12 protein-coding genes and 2 pseudogenes are annotated in these 20,874 nt (G+C 68.1%); 13 read left to right on the forward strand and 1 reads right to left on the reverse strand.

The genetic code is table 11. The features are described 5' to 3' along the window. Positions 1 to 88 precede the first annotated feature (88 nt). Together ACIBK0_RS48160 and ACIBK0_RS48165 are read left to right on the forward strand one after the other, a co-directional pair. Positions 89 to 382 (forward strand): annotated as a pseudogene (locus ACIBK0_RS48160) (integrase core domain-containing protein); the annotation flags it as partial. A gap of 276 nt (positions 383 to 658) precedes the next feature. After that, a complete protein-coding gene (locus ACIBK0_RS48165; protein WP_399095662.1) occupies positions 659 to 865 on the forward strand; it encodes a hypothetical protein in 207 nt (68 codons plus the stop codon). A gap of 425 nt (positions 866 to 1,290) precedes the next feature. Here ACIBK0_RS48165 and ACIBK0_RS48170 read toward each other — a convergent pair whose 3' ends face one another. Then, entirely contained in the window at positions 1,291 to 1,488 is a 198-nt protein-coding gene (locus ACIBK0_RS48170) for a hypothetical protein (protein ID WP_399095665.1), read from the reverse strand. 768 nt (positions 1,489 to 2,256) lie between these two features. Between ACIBK0_RS48170 and ACIBK0_RS48175 the strand changes: the two genes are divergently transcribed. The 11 genes and pseudogenes from ACIBK0_RS48175 to ACIBK0_RS48225 all read left to right on the forward strand — a co-directional run bounded on the left by ACIBK0_RS48175 (position 2,257) and on the right by ACIBK0_RS48225 (position 20,813). Then, complete coding sequence (locus ACIBK0_RS48175; RefSeq protein ID WP_399095668.1) at positions 2,257 to 3,768, forward strand: arabinofuranosidase catalytic domain-containing protein; 1,512 nt, start codon at positions 2,257 to 2,259, stop codon at positions 3,766 to 3,768. A 110-nt stretch (positions 3,769 to 3,878) separates the two neighbouring features. Further along, positions 3,879 to 5,480, forward strand: a complete 1,602-nt coding sequence (locus ACIBK0_RS48180) for an RICIN domain-containing protein (RefSeq protein ID WP_399095671.1) — start codon at positions 3,879 to 3,881, stop codon at positions 5,478 to 5,480. Next, positions 5,431 to 6,420 (forward strand): ricin-type beta-trefoil lectin domain protein, encoded by a 990-nt coding sequence (locus tag ACIBK0_RS48185; protein ID WP_399095674.1) that lies wholly within the window; start codon positions 5,431 to 5,433, stop codon positions 6,418 to 6,420. The genes ACIBK0_RS48180 and ACIBK0_RS48185 overlap by 50 nt, the downstream gene beginning before the upstream one ends. Positions 6,421 to 6,512: 92 nt before the next feature. Next, positions 6,513 to 7,988: pseudogene (locus ACIBK0_RS48190) on the forward strand (endo-1,4-beta-xylanase); the annotation flags it as partial. 430 nt (positions 7,989 to 8,418) lie between these two features. Further along, positions 8,419 to 9,840 carry an arabinofuranosidase catalytic domain-containing protein gene (locus ACIBK0_RS48195; protein WP_399095707.1) on the forward strand — a complete coding sequence of 474 codons (1,422 nt, stop codon included), beginning with the start codon at positions 8,419 to 8,421 and terminating at the stop codon, positions 9,838 to 9,840. A 38-nt stretch (positions 9,841 to 9,878) separates the two neighbouring features. Further along, positions 9,879 to 11,519, forward strand: coding sequence for a glycoside hydrolase family 27 protein (locus tag ACIBK0_RS48200; protein WP_399095677.1), 1,641 nt, complete (start codon positions 9,879 to 9,881; stop codon positions 11,517 to 11,519). 49 nt (positions 11,520 to 11,568) lie between these two features. After that, on the forward strand, positions 11,569 to 13,110 hold the full coding sequence (locus tag ACIBK0_RS48205) for an arabinofuranosidase catalytic domain-containing protein (protein ID WP_399095680.1): 1,542 nt from the start codon (positions 11,569 to 11,571) through the stop codon (positions 13,108 to 13,110). A 15-nt stretch (positions 13,111 to 13,125) separates the two neighbouring features. Beyond that, positions 13,126 to 14,958 carry an RICIN domain-containing protein gene (locus ACIBK0_RS48210; protein WP_399095683.1) on the forward strand — a complete coding sequence of 611 codons (1,833 nt, stop codon included), beginning with the start codon at positions 13,126 to 13,128 and terminating at the stop codon, positions 14,956 to 14,958. A gap of 46 nt (positions 14,959 to 15,004) precedes the next feature. Then, positions 15,005 to 17,413, forward strand: coding sequence for a ricin-type beta-trefoil lectin domain protein (locus ACIBK0_RS48215; RefSeq protein WP_399095686.1), 2,409 nt, complete (start codon positions 15,005 to 15,007; stop codon positions 17,411 to 17,413). Between the two features lie 46 nt (positions 17,414 to 17,459). After that, positions 17,460 to 19,442 carry an alpha-L-fucosidase gene (locus ACIBK0_RS48220; RefSeq protein WP_399095689.1) on the forward strand — a complete coding sequence of 661 codons (1,983 nt, stop codon included), beginning with the start codon at positions 17,460 to 17,462 and terminating at the stop codon, positions 19,440 to 19,442. Between the two features lie 30 nt (positions 19,443 to 19,472). After that, a complete protein-coding gene (locus ACIBK0_RS48225) occupies positions 19,473 to 20,813 on the forward strand; it encodes a ricin-type beta-trefoil lectin domain protein (RefSeq protein ID WP_399095692.1) in 1,341 nt (446 codons plus the stop codon). The last annotated feature ends 61 nt before the right edge of the window (positions 20,814 to 20,874 follow it).

The raw sequence follows: 20,874 nt of genomic DNA on the forward strand, positions 1-20,874 counted from the left end.
GTCCTGGGTTGGCGCACGCCGGCCGAGGTCTTCGAAGAACAGCTACGCTCGCTGCAACAGCCCGGTGTTGCAACGACTGGTTGAACTCGCCCAGTTCCGGTCACGGAAATTCGTCCGGGCGCTCGATCGGCACCGGATGGCCGGATCCATAGGGAGAGTCGGGGCGGCAGGCGACAACGCAGCCATGGAGTCCTTCTTCAGCCTGCTGCAGAAAAACGTCCTCGACCGTCGGGCGTGGGCCACCCGCGAGGAACTGCGGATCGCGATCGTGACCTGGATCGAGAGGACCTACCACCGGCGCCGCAGACAAGTCTCGCCCGGCCGGCTGACCCCCATCGAATTCGAGACCGTCATGACCACACCGGCCCTCCAGGTCGCGTGATCGAACCTGTCACCCAAACCTGCAGCAGACCCCTTTCCCGTCGTCTGGGTTCGGTGACCCGGTAGCCTTGAGCGTGTGCATGTCGCCTCTCGCGTATATCGGCGGTTCTGCCGTCTCCCTGCCATGCTCCAGGGGCTCACGTGGCTTGTCCTCTTCCTAGTCATCCTCAGTTTGGGGTGGGCTCTGTGGAACGGGGGCACGAACGGTCAGTCGGGAGCGTCAGGTGGGCACAACTCACCTAGCGGCTACGACCACGGCTATTCGATCACCAAGACCGTGCTGGCCCACAACCAGATCACACTGGAGGTTCCGGGCTTCGGACCTGGGCCAGTACAAGACACCCTGCTCAAGAACTGCCAGATGATCGTGCAGCGGATCATGGCGGGCGGGAAAGCGCCCACGGGCTTCTACTCAGCTCCTGACGAGTGGTATCACGGCTGCACTGATGCTCTGGCCGAGTGGTTTGCCAAGCGGGACCAGTAGCCGTCTGCGGTACTGATCAGGCGCAACACACATGGGCTCTCGGACTGGATCCGTCTCAGTTTGCGTCTCATTCAGCCCCGTTCACGGCCGTTCAGACGAGATCCCGAGCCGAGGCCGACCCGGCGACCAGCCGCCCATGAGCCCAGGTGAACACCTCTGCGCGCACCCCACCGCCCCACCAACAGAGTTGGAAAGCGTGTTGGTGGAGTGCCGGGGCCACAGGAGATCAAGGCGCTGAGTGCGCTACAAGCTGTCGCGCTCAACCAGCGAGCCGTCCGGCCCCAGTGAGAAGACTCGATATGTCGAACAGCGTTCGGCAGGTTTGGTGGCCCTGAACGTAGGACTGGCCTGACGGGTCGTCAAGTCCCTCAACGGTTTCCACGACTTCGCCGATGTCCGGGCTTGGATCGCGTGCTTCACCGTCCTTACGCCCTCATCGGCCCAGGACTGGCCGTGGCCTCCGGATAGTGCCGACGGAGCACGGAAAGGCCGATCGCCGCTCGTCGCACGCGCTCTCGTGTGCCGTCCGGGAAGCGCTTGTCCGAGTCGGGCAGTTCCCCGAGATCCCACTCCGGCAGCCCGAGGGCGGACAGCGACCGCCGGGACTTCTCCATGCCGTCCATCCGGACCTTTCTTCATTCGACATTTCGAACCTTGTTCGGCATCGCTGCGCTTGGACGGTAGGGCAGCGAATGACGGTCCGTCAACGGCCGGCGAAGGGGATCTAGGGGGAAAGCCCGGTGTTCGAGGCTGGCAGGCCACTCGTCGCCGCGCGCAGGAGCTGCTTTCGACGTGGTCGGTGGACGTCGTCGAGCATGGCTCCGCGCCGTGGTGGGCGGGGCGGACGGACGCCGTGGGCTCCGGAGCCACGCAGTGCCGGGAGGCGTTGAGCGAATCGGTTCGACGTAAGCGCTTCGACGGATGACGCGACCGACGGTTCGTGGAGTCGGCGACCTGCCGCACCGCGTATACGGCACCGGCGCGGGGACAGAGGTCACTTCGCTGCTGTGAGTGAGTTGTGAACCGGTGCTCCACAACTCCGTAGTTGCGACGTCGTAGCAGCTCAACGACATGTTGGAGCGTCCCGCCGATACCCCGGGCCGGGCTGTCGACCCCACGCCCGAGGCTCCTGGCCCAGAAACGGCGGGAGCCGGGCCGTCGCACTCCTGTCGTCACACTGAAAACTTTTCAGGCATGCAGAGAGCTTGCGAACCACGGGAATCGGCAGTCGAATCGATTCGGCAACAAGGCACTCAGGCCCCTTGGCGACCCTGTGGAACCGGGAGCTTTGCCTTCGCGAAACCTCTCTGCGATCTCACCGCACCACGGCACGTTCAAGCGGTTCGCATACGTCAGCGCCAATCTGCAATCCGGCACGGTAGGGAGTACAGATGGGAATCACACGTACCAGACGCCACCTGCTGCCCCGGCGCGGTGGCATCGACCGGTTACTCGCGACGGTACGGTGGCGGACGCTCGCCCGGGCGGGGGCCGCGGCCGCGCTCGTCGCCGGAACCCTGGCCACCGCGGGCACGGCCGGAGCCGCCACATCAGGTCCGTGCGACATCTACGCGGCGGGCAGCACACCCTGCGTGGCGGCGCACAGCACCACGCGCGCGCTGTACGCGTCGTACAACGGGCCGCTTTACCAGGTCCGGCGTGCCTCGGACAACACCACCCGGAACATCGGCGTCCTGGAGGCGGGCGGATACGCCGACGCGGCCGCCCAGGACGCGTTCTGCGCGGGGACGACCTGCCTGATCACGATCATCTACGACCAGTCGGGCCGCGGTAACAACCTCACCCAGGCACCCGGCGGCGGTGCCGCCGGCGGCCCCGACAACCTCGCCAACGCGACCGCCGCGCCCACCACGATGGCCGGTCACAAGGCCTACGGCGTCTACGTGGCGCCCGGCACGGGCTACCGCAACGACCACACCAACGGCATCGCGACCGGGGACAACCCCGAGGGCATGTACGCGATCTTCGATGGCACGCACTACAACGGCGGCTGTTGCTTCGACTACGGCAACGCCGAGACCGACAACAACGACGACGGCAACGGCACGATGGAGGCCATCTACTTCGGCAACATCAAGGTCTGGGGCTACGGCAGCGGCAACGGCCCATGGATCATGGCCGACTTGGAGAACGGCCTGTTCTCCGGCGTCAACCAGTACTACAACGCGGGCGACCCGACCATCAACCACCGGTACACGACCGCCATCGTCAAGGGCGGCCCGAACCACTGGGCGATCCGCGGAGGCAACGCGCAGTCCGGCGGCCTGTCCACCTTCTACGACGGGGTGCGTCCCAACGTCGCGGGCTACAACCCGATGCGCAAACAGGGAGCCATCATCCTGGGCATCGGCGGCGACAACAGCAAGGGCGCCCAAGGCACCTTCTACGAAGGCGTGATGACCTCGGGCTACCCGTCGGACGCCACCGAGAACGCGGTGCAGGCCAACATCACCGCCGCCGGATACGCCAACTCCTCCGGTGGTACGAGCTCGGGCGCACTGCACGCGGTGGGTGCGGGCAAGTGCCTGGACGTGCCGAACTCGTCTACCACGGCCGGTACGCAGCTGCAGATCTGGGACTGCAACGGCGCGGCCAACCAGACCTGGACGCGCACATCCTCGGGCCAGCTGACCGTCTACAGCGGCAGCGGCCAGATGTGCCTGGACGCGTACAACAACCAGACGTCCGCGGGAACGAAGGTGGAGACCTGGCCCTGCAACGGCGGCGCCAACCAGCAGTGGCAGGTCAACTCCAACGGCACGGTTACCGGCACCCAGTCGGGGCTGTGCCTCGACGTCACCGGTGCCTCCACGGCCAACGGCGCCCTGGCGGAACTTTGGCCGTGCAACGGCGGATCCAACCAGCAGTGGAGCCTCAGCTGACCTGAGCGCCACCGGTCCGTGACCGGCCCACCGCCGGTCACGGGCCACTCGCGACCGGACGACCACACCACGACCACACCACGTGCCCTCTCCGTCACCGGAGGATGACCATGTCCAGAGCCAGAGCGTCGCTCCGCGGTCTGTGGGCCGCCCCCGTAGCTCTGCTCGCCCTACTGGCCGGGGGCCCGGCCACCGCAGGGGTCGCGTACGCGGCACCGGCTGAACGTCAGGCTGCGGCGACCGACTTGTACGTGGCGCCGGACGCGACGCCCGGCGGGAACGGCAGCGCCGGGCAGCCGTTCGCCACGATCGACCAGGCGCGCCAGCCCGCGCACGTGCTGTCGGCCGACTCGGACGTCGTCGTCCATCTGGCCGGGGGCACCTACCGGCTGTCCAAGCCGCTGGCCTTCGGCTCGGGCGACGGCGGCCAGAACGGTCACACCATCACCTACCAGGCCGCGGCCGGGCAGCAGCCCGTCGTGTCCGGTGCCCAGTCTGTCACTGGTTGGCAGGTGCATGATCAGACCAAGAACATCTGGTCGGTCCACGTCGGCACCGGCATCACCACTCGCCAGCTCTACGTGAACGGCAAGCAAGCATCACGGGCGGCGGTCCAAGTGCCGTGCTCCGCCTTCACGTTCACCCAGACCGGCCTGACCGTCACCGACTCCTCCCTCGACTACCTGGCCGGTCTCTCGGACCAGAGCCACATGGAAGTCGAGAGCATCAACTCCTTCACCGACCGCTACGCACCGGTCCAGTCGATCAGCGGCAGGACCCTCACCATGCGGCAGCCCGCGTGGAACAACAACTCCTGGGGCTACGACACCGTCAACGCGCCGTTCGCCGGCGGGAAGATGTACCTGGAGAACAACTACGCGTTCCTGCAGCAGGCCGGACAGTGGTACCTCGACGCGTCCACCGGCGATCTCTACTACCGCGCGGAGGCGGGCCAGAACCCGAACAGCCTCGACGTCGAACTGCCCGGACTGCAAAGCCTGTTGGGCATCAGCGGCAGCTACGACACGTCCTCGGGCGGTGGCGGGTTCCCCACCGGCTACCACCGCCTGGAGATCGGCAACGACAGCCTGTGCCTGGACGTGTACGGCAACTCCGGCAGTGCGGGCGCCGCGATCGACCAGTGGACGTGCAACGGGCAGAGCAACCAGCAGTTCCAGTTCGTGCCGGGCGCGGGCGGCTACGGGCAGTTGCAGGCACAGAACTCCGGGCTCGTCGTGGGGGTGGCGGGCGGTTCCACCACCGCCGGTACGCCCGACATCGTGCAGCAGGCCCCGAGCGGAGCGACCGGCGCTCTGTGGCGGCCGGTGCGGCAGTCCGACGGCTCGTACTCCTTCCAGAACCAGAACAGCGGCCTGTGCCTGGACGTCCACGGCGGCGGCAGCAACCTGGGCCAGCAGCTGGACCTTTGGCCCTGCAAGAACACGGCGGGCGGCAACCAGGACCCTCACGCCCAGGTGACCGACCGGTTCGTGTGCTCGTTCATCCCCACCCACTGTCCCGCTCCAGTGAGGAACACCCATGAAGAAGTGCTCGGTACTCCTGGCCGCGGCGTTGACCGCAGCGTTCGGCGTCGGCACCGCGTTACCCGTGTCGCAGGCGGCCGCCGCCGAACCAGCCGCAGCGCCCGCCCCTCTGCGCCTGATGCCGCTTGGCGACTCGATCACCTGGGGCGTCGGAAGCCCCTCCGGTAACAGCTACCGGGACTTTCTGCGGGCCCAACTGGCAGGCGAGGGGCATGCGTTGGACTTCGTCGGCTCGGGGCGCAACGGCACCATGGCCGACCCGGACAACGAGGGCCACTCCGGCTGGCGGATCGACCAGATCGCCGGGATAGCGGACTCCGTGCTGGCCACCTACCGCCCGAACGTGGTCACCCTGGAGATCGGCACCAACGACCTGAACGGCAACTACCAGATCCCGACCGCCCCCGACCGGATGCGCGCGCTCATCGACCAGATCACCCGCGACGCGCCTGACGCGACCGTCCTCGTCGGCACCGTGATCGTCTCCACCAGCGCTACCGAGGAGGCCAACCGGCCTGCCTTGAATGCCAAGTTGCCCGCGATCGTCCAGGCCGAACAGGATGCGGGCAAACACGTACGCCTGGTCGACATGAGCGCGCTGACCCCCGCGGACCTGTCCGACTCCCTGCACCCCAACGACAACGGCTTCCGCAAGATGGCGGACGCCTTCAACGCCGGGGTGCAGGCGGCGGACGCGGCGGGCTGGATCAAGCCGCCGGTGTCGACGGGCGGTCAGGTGCGCTCCGGGATCGCGGGCAAGTGCCTGGACGTGAACTACGGCAACAGCGCCAACGGGACCGCCGCCGACATCGCGACCTGCAACGGCACCGCCGCCCAGCAGTGGTCCGCACCCTCCGACGGCACCCTGAGAGCGCTCGGCAAGTGCCTCGACGCCACCGCCCGCGGCACCGCCAACGGCACCAAGATCGAGATCTGGGACTGCAACGGCGGCAGCAACCAGCAATGGCAGGCGTACAACGGCGGCTACCGCAACCCCGTCTCGGGCCGCTGCCTCGACGACCCGAACTCGTCCACCACGGACGGAACGCAGCTGGTCCTGTGGGATTGCAACGGCGGCGCCAACCAGAAGTGGACCGCACCGGCGTGACCTTCGGCTCGCTGACCTGATCCGACCCGCTCCGTGGCACCGGCACATCGTCCCCGGTGTCTCCACCCCACACCCAAGGAGGTTGATCCCTCATGTTCTGGCTCACCAGAGAGGCCCGCCCGCGCAGAGCCCTGGCCCTGGCCGCAGGTCTGGCAGCCGGTACGGCGCTGGCCTTGGCCGGTCCCGCGAGCCCCGCCGCCCACGCGGCGTCCAGCACCCTGGGCGCGGCGGCGGCCGACAGCGGCCGCTACTTCGGCACGGCCGTGGCCGCCGGGAAGCTCGGCGACTCGACGTACTCCACGATTCTCGACCGGGAATTCAACATGATCACCCCGGAGAACGAGATGAAGTGGGACACCACCGAACCGTCCCGCGGCAACTTCAACTTCGGGCCCGCCGACCAGATCGTCAACCACGCCCTCGCACACGGCCAGCGGATGCGCGGGCACACCACGGTCTGGCATTCCCAACTGCCCGGCTGGGTCAGCTCCATCGGCGACGCGAACACCCTGCGCAGCGTGATGGACAACCACATCACCACCGAGATGACCCACTTCAAGGGCAAGATCTACGCCTGGGACGTGGTTAACGAGGCGTTCGCCGACGACGGCAGCGGCCGGCACCGCTCCTCAGTCTTCCAGAACGTGCTGGGCGACGGCTTCATCGAGGAGGCGTTCCGCACCGCGCGGACGGCCGACCCGGCGGCCAAGCTCTGCTACAACGACTACTCCATAGAGGACTGGTCGTCCCCCAAGACCCAGGGCGTCTACAACATGGTGCGCGACTTCAAGTCCCGTGGCGTGCCCATCGACTGCGTCGGCTTCCAGTCCCACTTCGGTGCCGGCGGACCGCCCGCCAGCTTCCAGACCACGCTGTCGAACTTCGCCGCGCTCGGCGTCGACGTACAGATCACCGAGCTGGACATCGCGCAGGCCTCGCCGACGGCGTACGCGAACACGGTCAAGGCGTGCATGAACGTAGCCCGCTGCACCGGCATCACCACATGGGGCATCAGGGACACCGACTCGTGGCGCACGGGGGAGAACCCGCTGCTGTTCGACGGGAGCGGCAACAAGAAGCCCGCCTATGACGCCGTTCTGTCCGCGCTGGGCGGCGGCGGTTCGGGGAACCCGGGTGGTGGCCCCGTCTCGGGCACCGTGTACTCGCTGACCGACGTCGCCGCGGGCCGGGTGCTCGACGTTCCGTCCGGGCAGACGGGCAACGGCACGACGGTGCAGGTCTGGGACGCCAACGGCACCGCCGCCAACCAGCAGTGGCGGGCGAACCAGAACAGCGACGGCTCCTACACCCTGACCAATATCGCCAGCGGGCGGGTGCTCGACGAGCCGGGCGGCCAGACCGGCAACGGCACGCGGGTGACCATCTGGGACTCCAACGGCGGCGCCAACCAGCACTGGCGGGCGAGCAAGAACGGCGACGGCTCGTACACCCTGATCAACGTCGCCTCCGGCCGGGCCCTGGAGCTCCCCGCCGGACAGACCGGCAACGGCAGCCCCGTCCAGATCTGGGACTCCAACGGCGGTGCCAACCAGCACTGGAACTTCAAGTGAGGCGACCGGCTCCGACGCCCGCTCCTGACGCCTGACTCCTGATGTCTGACGAACACCCGAGCCCGGCACGGAGACCGTCGCCGGACGCGGGATTCGGCATGCCCGCCCAGCGGCCCGACCAAGGGTGAAACATGGGATGGATCGGGTCGGTGGCCGCCAAGTCAGGCCTATTGACGAGAGGTTGGGCCCGTGGGATCACTGTGTGACATGGGATGTCTGAGTGTTCCCTGTGGGCGCCTGAGGGCGCGCCGACGGGAACGGAAGACGCCCCTTGCGCATCTCCTTCCGCTTCGTGCGGACAGGCACGGCACTCTCCGTCCCCCATCCCCCGCAGATCCGAGGACACGGAATGCAGCCTTCATCCGCTCCGCCCTGCCGCCCCGCGGCTCGCCTCTCACGCTTGCCGGCGGCCGCGGCCGTCTGCGCGATGGCACTGCTGGCCATGGTGCTCGCGATCGCGCCGAGTCGGTCGGCGGAGGCATCCGCGGCGCCGTTGGTCAGTGCCGCGTCGGGCCGGTGCCTGGACGTCAAGGGCAACGTCGACACGTCCGGCACCGCACTGGAGATCTGGGACTGCAACGGCCAGACCAACCAGTCCTTCGAGTTCACGACGGCGGGCGAGCTGAGGACGATGAACGGCACCCGGTGCGTGGACGCGTACGACACCCGGACGACTCCCGGTGCCGCAGCGGTCATCCGGGCGTGCGACGGGCGGGCCACCCAGCTGTGGCGGCACAACTCCGACGGGACCGTCACCGGTGCCGCGTCCGGATTCTGCCTGGACGTCAGCGGCGCGGGAACGGCCAACGGCACCGCGGTCATCCTGTGGACCTGCAACGGCCGGAGCAACCAGAAGTGGACCGCGTCGACCCCGCCGTCCAGTGGGTCGGGCCCGTGTGACATCTATGCCGCGGGCGGTGCGCCGTGTGTGGCTGCGCACAGCACGGTGCGGGCGCTCTACCACTCGTACAACGGCTCGCTCTACCAGGTCAGGCGCGCCTCGGACAGCGCGACCAGGGACATCGGTGTGCTGGCGCCCGGCGGCTTCGCCGACGCGGCGGCGCAGGACGCGTTCTGCGCAGGCACCTCGTGCGTGACCACGGTCGTCCGTGACCAGTCAGGGCACGGCAACGACCTGTGGTACCAGGGCTCCGACCAGGTTCCTGGGTCGAGCCAGAGCAGCCCCGCGAAAGCGACCTCCGAATCGTTGACCGCCGGAGGCACCAAGGCGTACTCGCTGTACATCAACCCCGGGAACAGCTATTGGCGGGACGGTCACCTGACCGGGGTGCCGACCGGCTCCGCACCCGAGGGCGTGTACATGGTGACCAGCGGCACCCACGTCAACAACGGCTGCTGCTTCGACTACGGCAACAGTGAGACGACCCGGAAGGCCGACGCGGCCGGGGCGATGGACGCGATCAACTTCGGTACGGAGTGCTGGTTCGGCGGCTGTTCCGGCAGCGGTCCGTGGGTGCAGGCCGATCTCGAATGGGGTCTGTACTCCGGCGGCAGCCAGTCCTGGAACACCAACCAGCGGGCGTTTCCCAGCAAGTTCGTCACCGCGATGTTGAAGAACAACGGCACATCGAGGTTCGCCCTCAAGGGCGGAAACGCGCAGACCGGAGGTCTGACCACCCTCTGGGACGGCGGACTGCCCAGCGGATACAGCCCCATGAAGAAGCAAGGGGCCATCGTCCTGGGCAGCGGCGGCGACTGCTGCAAGCCCGGCGGCGGCGCCAACCTGAGCGCCGGGACCTTCTACGAGGGAGCCGTGGTCGCGGGCTACCCCTCCGACGCGGCCGACAACGCGGTGCAGGCCAACGTCAACGCCGCCGGCTACCGCTGACCGCAGAACCCTCAACTCGCCCCAGGAGTCGATGTCTTATGCCCACAATCGCCGCGAGAGCCCGGTATCCCCGGTTGCTGCCCCTGCGCCGCACCCTGGCGCTCGCCTTCTCCGCCCTGCTGCTCAGCGTGGCCGTCCCTCTCATCTCCCTAGGCACGGCACAGCCTGCTGCCGCCCTCGGCAACGGACTCGCGCCGACCCCGCAGATGGGCTTCAACGACTGGAACGCGTACGGCTGCAACGTCTCCGAATCGCTGATCAAGTCCACCGCCCAGGCGATGCACACCAACGGCATGCAGGCGGCGGGCTATTCCTACGTCAACATCGACGACTGCTGGATGACCCATAGCCGGGACTCCGGTGGTCATCTGGTGCCGGACCCGGCTAAGTTCCCCGACGGCATCAAGGGCACCGCCGACTACGTGCACTCGCTGGGCCTCAAGCTCGGGATCTACGAGGACGCGGGCACCGCCACCTGTGCCGGATACCCGGGCAGCCTCGGGCACGAGAGCACGGACGCGCAGTCGTTCGCGGCGTGGGGCGTGGACTACCTGAAGTACGACAACTGCAACAACACCGGCGTCCCGGCGCGGACCCGGTACACCGCGATGCGGGACGCGCTCGCGGCCACCGGCCGGCCGATCCTGTACAGCTTGTGCAACTGGGGCCAGGAGAACGTGTGGACCTGGGGTGCGGACGTGGGCAACAGCTGGCGTACGACCGGGGACATCAGCCCCACCTACTCCAGCATGCTGTCGATCTTCCACAGCAACGTCGGCCTCGCCTCGTACGCCGGACCCGGGCACTGGAACGACCCGGACATGCTGGAGATCGGCAACGGCTCGATGACGGCCACCGAGAACCGCAGCGAGTTCAGCCTGTGGGCGGAGATGGCCGCGCCGCTCATCGCGGGCACGAACATTCCCTCGGCGAGCGCGGACACCCTGTCCGTCTTGACCAACTCCCGGGTGATCGCGGTCGACCAGGACCCGCTCGGCAAGCAGGGCACGATGGTGTCCTCCTCGAACGGCCTGGACGTCCTGGCCAAGCCGCTTGCCAACGGGGACGTGTCGGTCGCGTTGTTCAACGAGACGGGATCCACGGCGACTATCAGCACCACCGCAGGAGCGATCGGCAAGACCGGGGCGTCCGCCTACACCCTGACCGACCTGTGGTCCGGCGCGACGTCGACCACCTCCGGCACCATCAGCGCCTCGGTACCGGCGCACGGCACGGTCATGTACCGGGTCGCGGGCGGCACCAGCGGCGGCGGAGGCACCAGCGTGACCGGGGCGCTGCACGCGGTCGGCGCGGCCAAGTGCCTGGACGTACCCAACTCGACCACGACCCCCGGAACCCAGGTGGAGATCTGGAGCTGCAACGGCGGCGCCAACCAGACCTGGACGCACACCACCTCCGACCAGCTGACCGTGTACTCCGGTAGCGGCCAGATGTGCCTGGACGCGTACAACAACCAGACCACGCCCGGGACGAAGGTGGAGATCTGGCAGTGCAATGGCCAGCGGAACCAGCAGTGGTCGCTGAAGTCCGACGGCACGATCACCGGCACCCAGTCTGGACTGTGCCTGGGCGTCAGGGGCGGAGCCACGGCTGACGGCGCCCTCGTCGAGCTGCAGACCTGCAACGGAGGCAGCAGCCAGCGGTGGACGCTGGGCTGACCCCGCCCCTTTCCTCTTCATCACCGGCACCCCCACTCAGGAGACCCGCATGCCCGGATCATTAGCCGATCGCCGAGAAGGGCGATTCCCGCGCCTACGAAGGCGATTCCCGGCCGTGTTCCTGATAGCGCTGGCAATGGGCCTGGCCGTCCTCGGCACACCGGCGTTCGGCACGCCGACCGAGGCTCACCCGGCCGTCCACGCCTCCGTGGCGGCCGACGCGTCCCTGCCCTGCGACATCTACGCCGCGGGGGGCACACCATGTGTCACGGCACATGCCACGACCAGGGCGCTCTTCGCCGCGTACAACGGACCGCTCTACCAGATCCAGCGGAACTCCGACCACACCTACCGTGACATCGGAGTGCTCACCTCGGGCGGGTACGCCGACGCCGCGTCCCAGGTGTCGTTCTGCGCGGGCACCTCCTGCACGATCACGAAGATCTACGACCAGACCGCCCTGCACAACGACCTGCCGATCTCCTGGGGCGGCTACTGGAAGGGCCCCGGCCCGAACGGCTCCGACATCGGGGCCGACGCGATGGCCCTGCCGGTGACCGCGGCCGGTCACCAGGTCTTCGGGGTCAAGGTCAAACAAGGCGTCGGCTACCGGATCGACCACGCGAAAGGTGTCGCCACCGGCTCCCAGCCCGAAGGCATCTACATGGTGACCTCGTCGAACTACACGAACCAGTGGTGTTGCTTCGACTACGGCAGCGGTGAGAACACCCACACCGACACCGGAAACGCCACGATGAACGCCATTTACTGGGGCAACGCCTGCTGGTTCGGCGGCTGCACCGGCAGCGGCTCGTGGGTCGAGGCCGACCTGGAGAGCGGCATGTTCCACACCAACACCGGCTCCAACAAAGACCCAAACAACCAGGGCGTGCACTATCCGTTCGTCAGCGCGTGGCTGAAGAACAACGGCACCACCAACTTCACCCTCAAGTACGGAAACGGTGCGAGCGGCGGCCTGACCACCACCTTCTCCGGTCCCTTGCCGAACGGGTACTCGCCGATGAAGGTCGACAGCTCCGTGCTGCTCGGCACCGGCGGCGACAACAGTGTCTCGGGCGTCGGAGAGTTCTTCGAGAGCGCGATGACGGCGGGCTACCCCTCCGACGCCACCGAGAACGCCGTCCAGGCCGCCATCACCGCCGCCGGATACGGGACGGGAAGCGGGGGAGGCGGCACGACGGGCGCGGTGCACGCCGTGGGTGCGAGCAAGTGCCTCGATGTGCCGGGCGCGTCCACGACGGCTGGTGCGCAGCTGCAGATCTGGGACTGCAACGGCGCGGTGAACCAGACCTGGACCCGTACCGCGAGCGACCAGCTCACCGTGTACTCCGGCAGCAGCCAACTGTGCCTGGACGCCTACGACAAGGGCACGAGCCCCGGCACCAAGGTCATCACCTGGCCCTGCAACGGACAGTCCAACCAGCAGTGGACGTTCAACAGCAACGGCACCATCACCAGCGCTCTGTCCGGCCTGTGCCTGGACGTGACGGGCGCCGCCACCGCCAACGGCACGCGCGTACAGCTGTGGACCTGCAACGGCCAACCCAACCAGAAATGGTCGCTGAGCTGACCGGTGGAGGATCGGATGAGGACGAGAGTGAGACCCGGCCGTCCCGCACTGGTGGCAGGCATCGTCCTGGCCCTCGTGCTGGCGTTCCTTTCGACGGCCCCGAGCCAGGGCGCCGCGGCCACGACACTGACCGTGAACCTGGCGTCGACGCGCGGGCCGTCGACCGGCGTGGGGGAGGGCTTCCTCTACGGCATCAACGAGGACGGCAGCCAGCCCGCGGACCAGTACCTCCAGCCGCTGGGGATCAACGCGTTCCGCGGCGGCGGATGGTTCTCGGGCGGTTGGATCAAGGACAACTACCAGAACAGCTCGGCGACCAAGGCCGACCTCGACTCGATCGCCTCCCAGGCGAAACGGCTCACCAGGCCGCCTTATCACGCCCAGTACCAGGTGCTCGTCAGCGACATCTACGGCGCGAACGGCGGCCAGCCGTCGAACACCAAGTACCCCTGCGACAACGGCGATTGCTCGAACTGGATCAGCTTCATCGACGCGACGGTGGGCCCGCTGCAGGCGTCCGGCCTGACCTTCTCGTACGACATCTGGAACGAGCCGGACATCTCCTCCTTCTGGACCCGGGGTGTGAACAGCGCCCAGTACTTCCAGATGTGGGACACCGCCTACCGGGAGATCCGGCGCATCGCCCCCGGCGCGAAGATCGTGGGCCCGTCCTTCGCGTTCACCCCGCAGGGCAGAGCGGGGCAGTGGCAGACCTGGCTCGCGCACGTGAAGGCGGCCGGGACGGTGCCCGACATGATCACCAACCACGACGAGGGCGACGTCGACGACCCGGTCACCGTCGCGCAGAGCCTGCGATCCGCCCTGACCTCGGCGGGCATCGGCCAGTTGCCGCTGTCCGCGAACGAGTACCAGCCCGCCGACCGGCAGACCGCCGGGGTCACGGCCTGGTACCTCGCGCGGTTCGCGCAGTCCGGGTACGCCAACGCGATGCGCGGCAACTGGGTGTGCTGCGTGATACCCAACCTGACAGGTGTGCTCACCCAGAGCGGCGGCAGCTGGCAGCCGACCGGCAATTGGTGGGCGATGCGGGACTACGCCGACATGACCGGCACCCTCGTCGACACCTCGGGCCAGGTCGGCTCGACCGCGATCGCGGCCTCCGAGGACTCCGTCAACAACCGGGCGGTGGCCGTCATCGGCGACTCAGGCGGCTACACCGGCGCCGCGTCCGTGACCTTCGACGGGCTGTCGTCCGCGCCCTGGCTGACCGACAACGGCAGCGTGCACGTCACCGTGCACCGCATCCCCGACCAGGGGCCGCTCGGTGCGCCCCAGACCGTGTACGACCAGAACGTGAGCGCCTCGGGCGGCTCCATCACGGTGCCGTTCACGTTCCAGAGCGCGCACGACGCGTTCTCCGTGTATGTGACCCCGGCCTCGGCCGGCGGTGGTGGTTTCCCGGACGGCTACCACCAACTCGTCGCCACCCACGTCGACTTGTGCCTGGACGTGTACGGCAACTCCTCCAGTGCGGGCGCCGCGATCGACCAGTGGACGTGCAACGGGCAGAGCAATCAGCAGTTCCAGTTCGTAGCGGGCTCGGGAGGCTACGGCGAACTGCGCGCCCAGAGCTCCGGCCTGGACGTGGCGGTCGCCGACAGCTCCACGACGGCAGGCACTCCCGACATCGTCCAGCAGGCCCCGGGTGCGTCGGCCAACGGCCAGTGGTTGCCCGTGCGTCAGTCCGACGGCTCGTACTCCTTCCAGAACCGGAACAGCGGCCTGTGCCTGGACGTCTACCGTGCCGCCAGCACCGCGGGCCAGCAGCTGGACCAGTGGCAGTGCAAGAACGCGCCGGGCACCAACCAGGACTTCGCAGTCCGCTGATACCGCACCCGACGTGGACATCTCCGATCTGCGAAAGGAACGTAACGTGTCAGCATTCAGACGGCTGTGGCGGCGTATGCGCGCCTCGACGGTCGTGCTCGCGGGCCTCGTCCTGGCCGCCGGCGGCCTTGTGGGAACGGCCGCCGGTCCGGCTCAGGCCGCCACTTCCCTCACCATCGACGGCGCGTCCGGCGGCCGGACCTTCGACGGTGTCGGCGCGATCAGCGGCGGAGGCGGCAACAGCAGACTCCTGATCGACTATCCCGAGCCCCAACGCGGTCAGGTCCTCGACTACCTCTTCAAGCCCGGCTACGGCGCCTCCCTGCAGATCCTCAAGGCCGAGATCGGCGGAGACACCAACTCCACCTCTGGCGCGGAGCCGAGCCACCAACACACCCGCTCCGACCTCAACTGCGACCGGGGCTACGAGTGGTGGCTCATGGAGCAGGCCAAAGCGCGTAACCCGAACATCAAGCTGTACGGGCTCGCGTGGGGCGCCCCGGGATGGATCGGCGGCGGCAACTTCTGGTCCACCGACATGGTCAACTACCTTGTCTCGTGGCTGGGTTGCGCCAAACAGCACGGGCTCGCCATCGACTACCTCGGCGGCTGGAACGAGCGCGGCTACAACGTCTCCTGGTACAAGCAGCTGCGCAGCGCGCTCAACAGCAACGGCTACGGCAGCGTGAAGATCGTCGCCGCCGACTCGGACTGGGCCGTGGCGAACGACATCAACTCCGACCCGGCGTTCGCCTCCGCCGTGAGCGCCATCGGCACCCACTACCCCTGCGGCTACCGGTCCTCCCAGTCCTCCTGTTCCGTGCCGTCGGCCGCCACCTCGTCCGGCAAGCAGCTGTGGGCGAGCGAGAACGGCTCGGACGACTACAACGGGGGAGCCCCGGCTGTGGCCCGCGGCATCAACCGCGGATACATCGACGGCCGGATGACCGCGTATCTCAACTGGCCGGTGGTCGCGGCGATCACGCCCAACCTGCCGTATCCCACCATGGGCCTCGCCCTGGCCTCGCAGCCGTGGTCCGGGCACTACACGATCGGCAAGAACGCCTGGGTGATGGCGCACACCACCCAGTTCACCGCCCCGGGCTGGCACTACCTCGACGCCTCCAGCGGCTATATCGGCGGCAACCGGAACAACGGCAGCTACGTCTCGCTGAAGTCCACGAACAACTCCGACTACTCCACGGTCATCGAGACGATGGACGCGGGCAGCGCCCAGACGCTCAACTTCAACGTCACCGGAGGACTGTCCACCGGAACCGTCCACGTCTGGTCGACGGACGTCAACTCCGGGAATTCCACTGACTACTTGGTGCACGGCGCCGACGTCACCCCGTCCGGCGGCGGCTTCAGCCTGACGGTCCAGCCCCACCACGTCTATACCGTCACCACCACGACCGGTCAGGGCAAGGGCACCGCCACCGGACCCGCCTCCGCGGCGATGAGTCTGCCGTACAAGGACTCCTTCGACGGCTACACGGCCGGCACCGAGGCGAAGTACCTCATGGACTGGCAGGGCGCCTTCGAGGTGGCGGGCTGTGGCGGCGGCCGCAGCGGCAGGTGCGTACGCCAGATGAGTCCGCAGAAGCCGATCACCTGGGACGCGCTGTCCGATCCGCACGCCCTGCTCGGCGACGTGAGCTGGAGCAATTACACGGTGTCGTCCGACGTACTGCTTGAACAGGCCGGATACGCCGAGCTGTTGGGCCGTGCGGGCGCCCAGGACTACAACAGCACGGGCGGGCTGAACGCCTACCACCTGCGGGTGAGCGACACCGGAGCGTGGTCGATCCTGAGCTCCGGCACCAGCGGCGGCGTCACCACGCTCGCCCACGGCACGACGACGGCCCTCGGCACCAACCGGTGGCACACCCTGGCGCTGACCTTCTCCGACACCACCATCACGGCCGTCATCGACGGTTCCACGGTCGGTTCCGTGAACGACCGAACGTGGGCCGCCGGACAGGTCGGCTACGCGACCAGCCAGGGGGAGACGGCGCAGTTCGACAACCTGTCCCTCACCCCGGGCAGCGGCGGAAGCGGTGGCGGCACGGTGTCCCCGATCGTCGGGGTCGGCTCCGGCCGGTGCGTGGACGTGCCGAACCAGTCGCAGACACCCGGCACCCAGGTGGAGCTGTGGGACTGCAACGGCGGCGGCAACCAGCAGTGGACCAGCACCTCGACCGGTGAGCTACGGGTCTACGGCAACGCCTGCCTGGACGCCTCGGGCGGCGGCACGAGCCCCGGCACCAAGGTCGACATCTGGACCTGCAACGGAGGCGGCAACCAGAGGTGGACCCTCAACGCCGACGGCACGATCACCGGCGCCCAGTCCGGTCTGTGCCTGGACGCGACCGGCGCGGGAACGGCCAACGGCACCCTCCTCGAACTGTGGACCTGCACCGGCGGCAGCAACCAGAAGTGGACACGTAACTGACCTGCTGACGGCCCGAGTTGATCCCCTTGACGCTGAAAGGCTCCGTATGACCTCCTCCCCTCTCCCCATCAGCAGACGCCGGTTGCTGGCGGCGACCGGCGCGGCCGCGGCCTTCGGCCTGTTGCGGTTCGCGCCGGAGGCGGCCGCGACCGACGGACCCGTCAGCTACACCCCGAGCTGGTCCTCCGTGGACCAACACCCCCCGGCCCCGGCCTGGTTCGAGGACGCCAAGTTCGGCATCTACTACCACTGGGGCGTCTTCAGCGTCCCCGCGTACGGCAACGAGTGGTATCCGCGCAACATGTACATCAGCGGCTCGAACGAGAACACGCACCACATCGCCACCTACGGCGACCCCTCGGTGTGGCCGTACAACAACTTCATCGACGGTGCCCGCGACAAGGCCGGCAACTTCGTGCAGTTCGCCCCCAAACTGGTCTCCCAGGGCGGCAGTTGGGACCCGGAGGCCTGGGCCCGGCTGTTCAAGGCCGCTGGCGCGCGGTTCGCCGGGCCGGTCGCCGAGCACCACGACGGCTTCTCCATGTGGAACAGCAGCGCCAATCCGTGGAACTCGGTGCGGCACGGCCCCAAGCTCGACCTCGTCGCACAGCACGCGCAGGCCATCCGTGGGCAGGGACTGAAGTTCATGGCCTCGCTGCACCACGCGTACCACTTCAACGGCTTCTACGACCATGTGCCGTCCCAGTCGGACCCGACCTTGCGGATCCTCTACGGACAGCAGGGCGCGACCGCGGAGAACAAGCTCTGGTACGACAAGCTTGTCGAGGTCATCGACGGCTACCAACCGGACCTGGTCTGGCAGGATTTCGACCTGAACCTGGTGCAGGAGTCGTACCGGCTGCAGTTCCTCGCGCACTACTACAACCAGGCGGTCGCCTGGAACAAGGACGTGGTCGCGACCTACAAGGACGGGCTCGACAACAAGGGCGAGGTCTTCGACTTCGAGCGCGGCGGCCCGGCGGGACTGCTCACCCCGTACTGGCTGACCGACGACAGCATTTCCTCCTCCAGCTGGTGCTACACGGAGGGCATCGGCTACTACTCGACGCAGGCCCTGCTGCACTCGCTGATCGACCGGGTCAGCAAAGGCGGCAATATGCTGCTGAACATCGCGCCCAAGGCCGACGGCACCATCCCCTCCGGGCAGCAGTCGGTCCTGCTCGGCATGGGGGACTGGCTCGGCCGCTTCGGCGAGGCGGTCTACGGGACCCGCTCCTGGACCAGTTACGGCGAAGGTCCCACCAAGATGGGCGGAGGTTCCTTCAGCGGTCCGGTGGCGGGCAAACCGCAGGACGTCCGGTTCACCCGCAGCCAGGACAACAAGGTCCTGTACGCCACCGCACTGGGCTGGCAGGGCGCGAGCCTGACCATCACCACACTGAACTCGAACCAGATCAACCTCAGCAGCCTGACCCGCGCCCAACTGCTCGACAACGCCGCCGGTACGTACGTCAATCTGCCCGCACCGACCCAGGACGCCTCCGGCCTGCACCTGGTCATGCCCTCGTCCAACCCGCCGTTCAACGCCCTGGCGTACACGGTCAAGCTCACCTTCTCCGGAGAGATCCCCGTCCTCGGCCCACCGGGCGGCTCCACGACCTGGGTGAAGATCGCCAACGTCACCAGCGGCCTCGTGCTCGACAGCGGAGGCGGCGTCGCCTCCGGCTCCAGCCTCAAGCAGTGGAACTACGACGGCAGCACCAACCTGCAGTGGCAGCTGATCGACCTCGGCAACGGCTACTACCGGATCATGAACCGCACCAACGGCATGGCGGCCGACAGCTGGGGCAATGCCGCCAACGGAGCCCCCGCCCGTCAGGCGGCGTGGAACGGCGGCAACAACCAGCAGTGGTCCCTCAACAACCTCGGGGGCGGCCGCTACCAGATCGTCAACCGTGGCACCGGCACCGCGCTCGACGGCAGCGGCAGCACCACGGTGGGTTCGACCGCGGTGATGTGGGCGCCCAACTCCAGTACCAACAACGCGTGGACGATCACCGGCGTGTGACGACGGAAGAAGACCCGGAAGAAGGAGTACATGAAGCGGATACCACTCTTAACGGCCATCGCGGCTGCGGTACTTCTCGTGCTGTCAGCCGCGGGCACATCGTTCAGCAGAGACTTTGACGCGCCCGCACCGGCCAAGACCACCGCCGCTGCCGCCGTCTCGGCGACCGCCGGCTGCGGAAAGGCCCCGGCGCTGACGAGCGGCACCCACACCATCCAGGTCGGCAGTCTGAACCGCAGCTACATCCTGCGGGTCCCGGCCGGGTACGACAGCAACCACCCGTACCGGCTGATCTTCGGTTTCCACTGGCGGGGCGGCACGGCGAACGACGTCGACTCGGGCGGGACGGACGGCTACAACTGGTCCTACTACGGCCTGCGGCGCCTGGCGGACGCCGCGAACAACGGCACGATCTTCGTGGCCCCCCAGGGCATCGACAACGGCTGGGCGAACTCCGGCGGGCAGGACCTGGCCTTCGTGGACGCCATGGTCAACCAGATCGAGGCAGGCCTGTGCGTCGACACCACCCAGCTGTTCGCCGGTGGCTTCAGCTACGGCGGCGGGATGTCCTACGCCCTCGCCTGCTCCCGGGCGACGGTCTTCCGCGCGGTCGCGGTCTACTCCGGGGCGAACCTCAGCGGGTGCAACGGCGGCACCCAGCCCATCGCCTACATGGGTCTCCACGGCATCAGGGACAACGTGCTGCCCATCTCGTTGGGCCGCGAACTGCGTGACACCTTCGTCCGGGCGAACGGCTGCACCCCGCAGAACCCGCCCGAGCCCGCCTACGGCAGCCTGACGCACATCATCACCACCTACTCGGGCTGCACCTCCGGGCACCCCGTCGTCTGGGCCGCGTTCGACGGAGCGGGCCACGACCCCGGGCCCATCGACGGCTCCACCGGTGACGGGTGGCACACCTGGACGTCGGGAGCGGTGTGGCAGTTCTTCACGCAGTTCGGCTCGGACCAGCCACCGCCCTCCGGGAACCAGGAGATCGTCGGCCAGCAGTCCGGGCGCTGCCTCGACATCAACAACTTCACGACGGCCAACGGCACGCAGGCCCAACTGTGGGACTGCAACGGCGGCTCCAACCAGCGCTGGACCCAGACCGCGAGCAAGCAGCTGGTGGTCTACGGCAACAAGTGCCTGGGCGTGGGCCAGTCCGCGGGCAACGGCACCCCCGCGGCGATCTGGGACTGCACCGGGGAGGCGGACCAGCAGTGGAACGTCAACGCCGACGGCACCATCACAGCGGCACAGTCCGGCCTCTGCCTGGACGCCAGCGGCCAGGGGACCGCGAACGGCACGAAGGTTCAGGTGTGGAGCTGCACGGGCGGTGCGAACCAGCACTGGTCCTTGCGGAACTGACCTGACGAAGGGGCCCGGCCCACACACGGTGTCGGCCGGGCCCCTTCCTATCGGTAGTTCG

Origin of the sequence: Streptomyces sp. NPDC050564 (assembly GCF_044457265.1) — a bacterium.
Taxonomy (GTDB): Bacteria; Actinomycetota; Actinomycetes; order Streptomycetales; family Streptomycetaceae; genus Streptomyces.

Bases quoted from the DNA above. Each gene is read 5' to 3' on its own strand.
- ACIBK0_RS48170 (WP_399095665.1), bottom strand. From the start codon at position 1,488: ATGGACGGCATGGAGAAGTCCCGGCGGTCGCTGTCCGCCCTCGGGCTG.
- ACIBK0_RS48210 (WP_399095683.1), top strand. From the start codon at position 13,126: ATGAGGACGAGAGTGAGACCCGGCCGTCCCGCACTGGTGGCAGGCATC.
- ACIBK0_RS48200 (WP_399095677.1), top strand. From the start codon at position 9,879: ATGCCCACAATCGCCGCGAGAGCCCGGTATCCCCGGTTGCTGCCCCTG.
- ACIBK0_RS48205 (WP_399095680.1), top strand. From the start codon at position 11,569: ATGCCCGGATCATTAGCCGATCGCCGAGAAGGGCGATTCCCGCGCCTA.
- ACIBK0_RS48180 (WP_399095671.1), top strand. From the start codon at position 3,879: ATGTCCAGAGCCAGAGCGTCGCTCCGCGGTCTGTGGGCCGCCCCCGTA.
- ACIBK0_RS48225 (WP_399095692.1), top strand. From the start codon at position 19,473: ATGAAGCGGATACCACTCTTAACGGCCATCGCGGCTGCGGTACTTCTC.
- ACIBK0_RS48220 (WP_399095689.1), top strand. From the start codon at position 17,460: ATGACCTCCTCCCCTCTCCCCATCAGCAGACGCCGGTTGCTGGCGGCG.
- ACIBK0_RS48195 (WP_399095707.1), top strand. From the start codon at position 8,419: ATGGCACTGCTGGCCATGGTGCTCGCGATCGCGCCGAGTCGGTCGGCG.
- ACIBK0_RS48185 (WP_399095674.1), top strand. From the start codon at position 5,431: ATGCCGCTTGGCGACTCGATCACCTGGGGCGTCGGAAGCCCCTCCGGT.
- ACIBK0_RS48175 (WP_399095668.1), top strand. From the start codon at position 2,257: ATGGGAATCACACGTACCAGACGCCACCTGCTGCCCCGGCGCGGTGGC.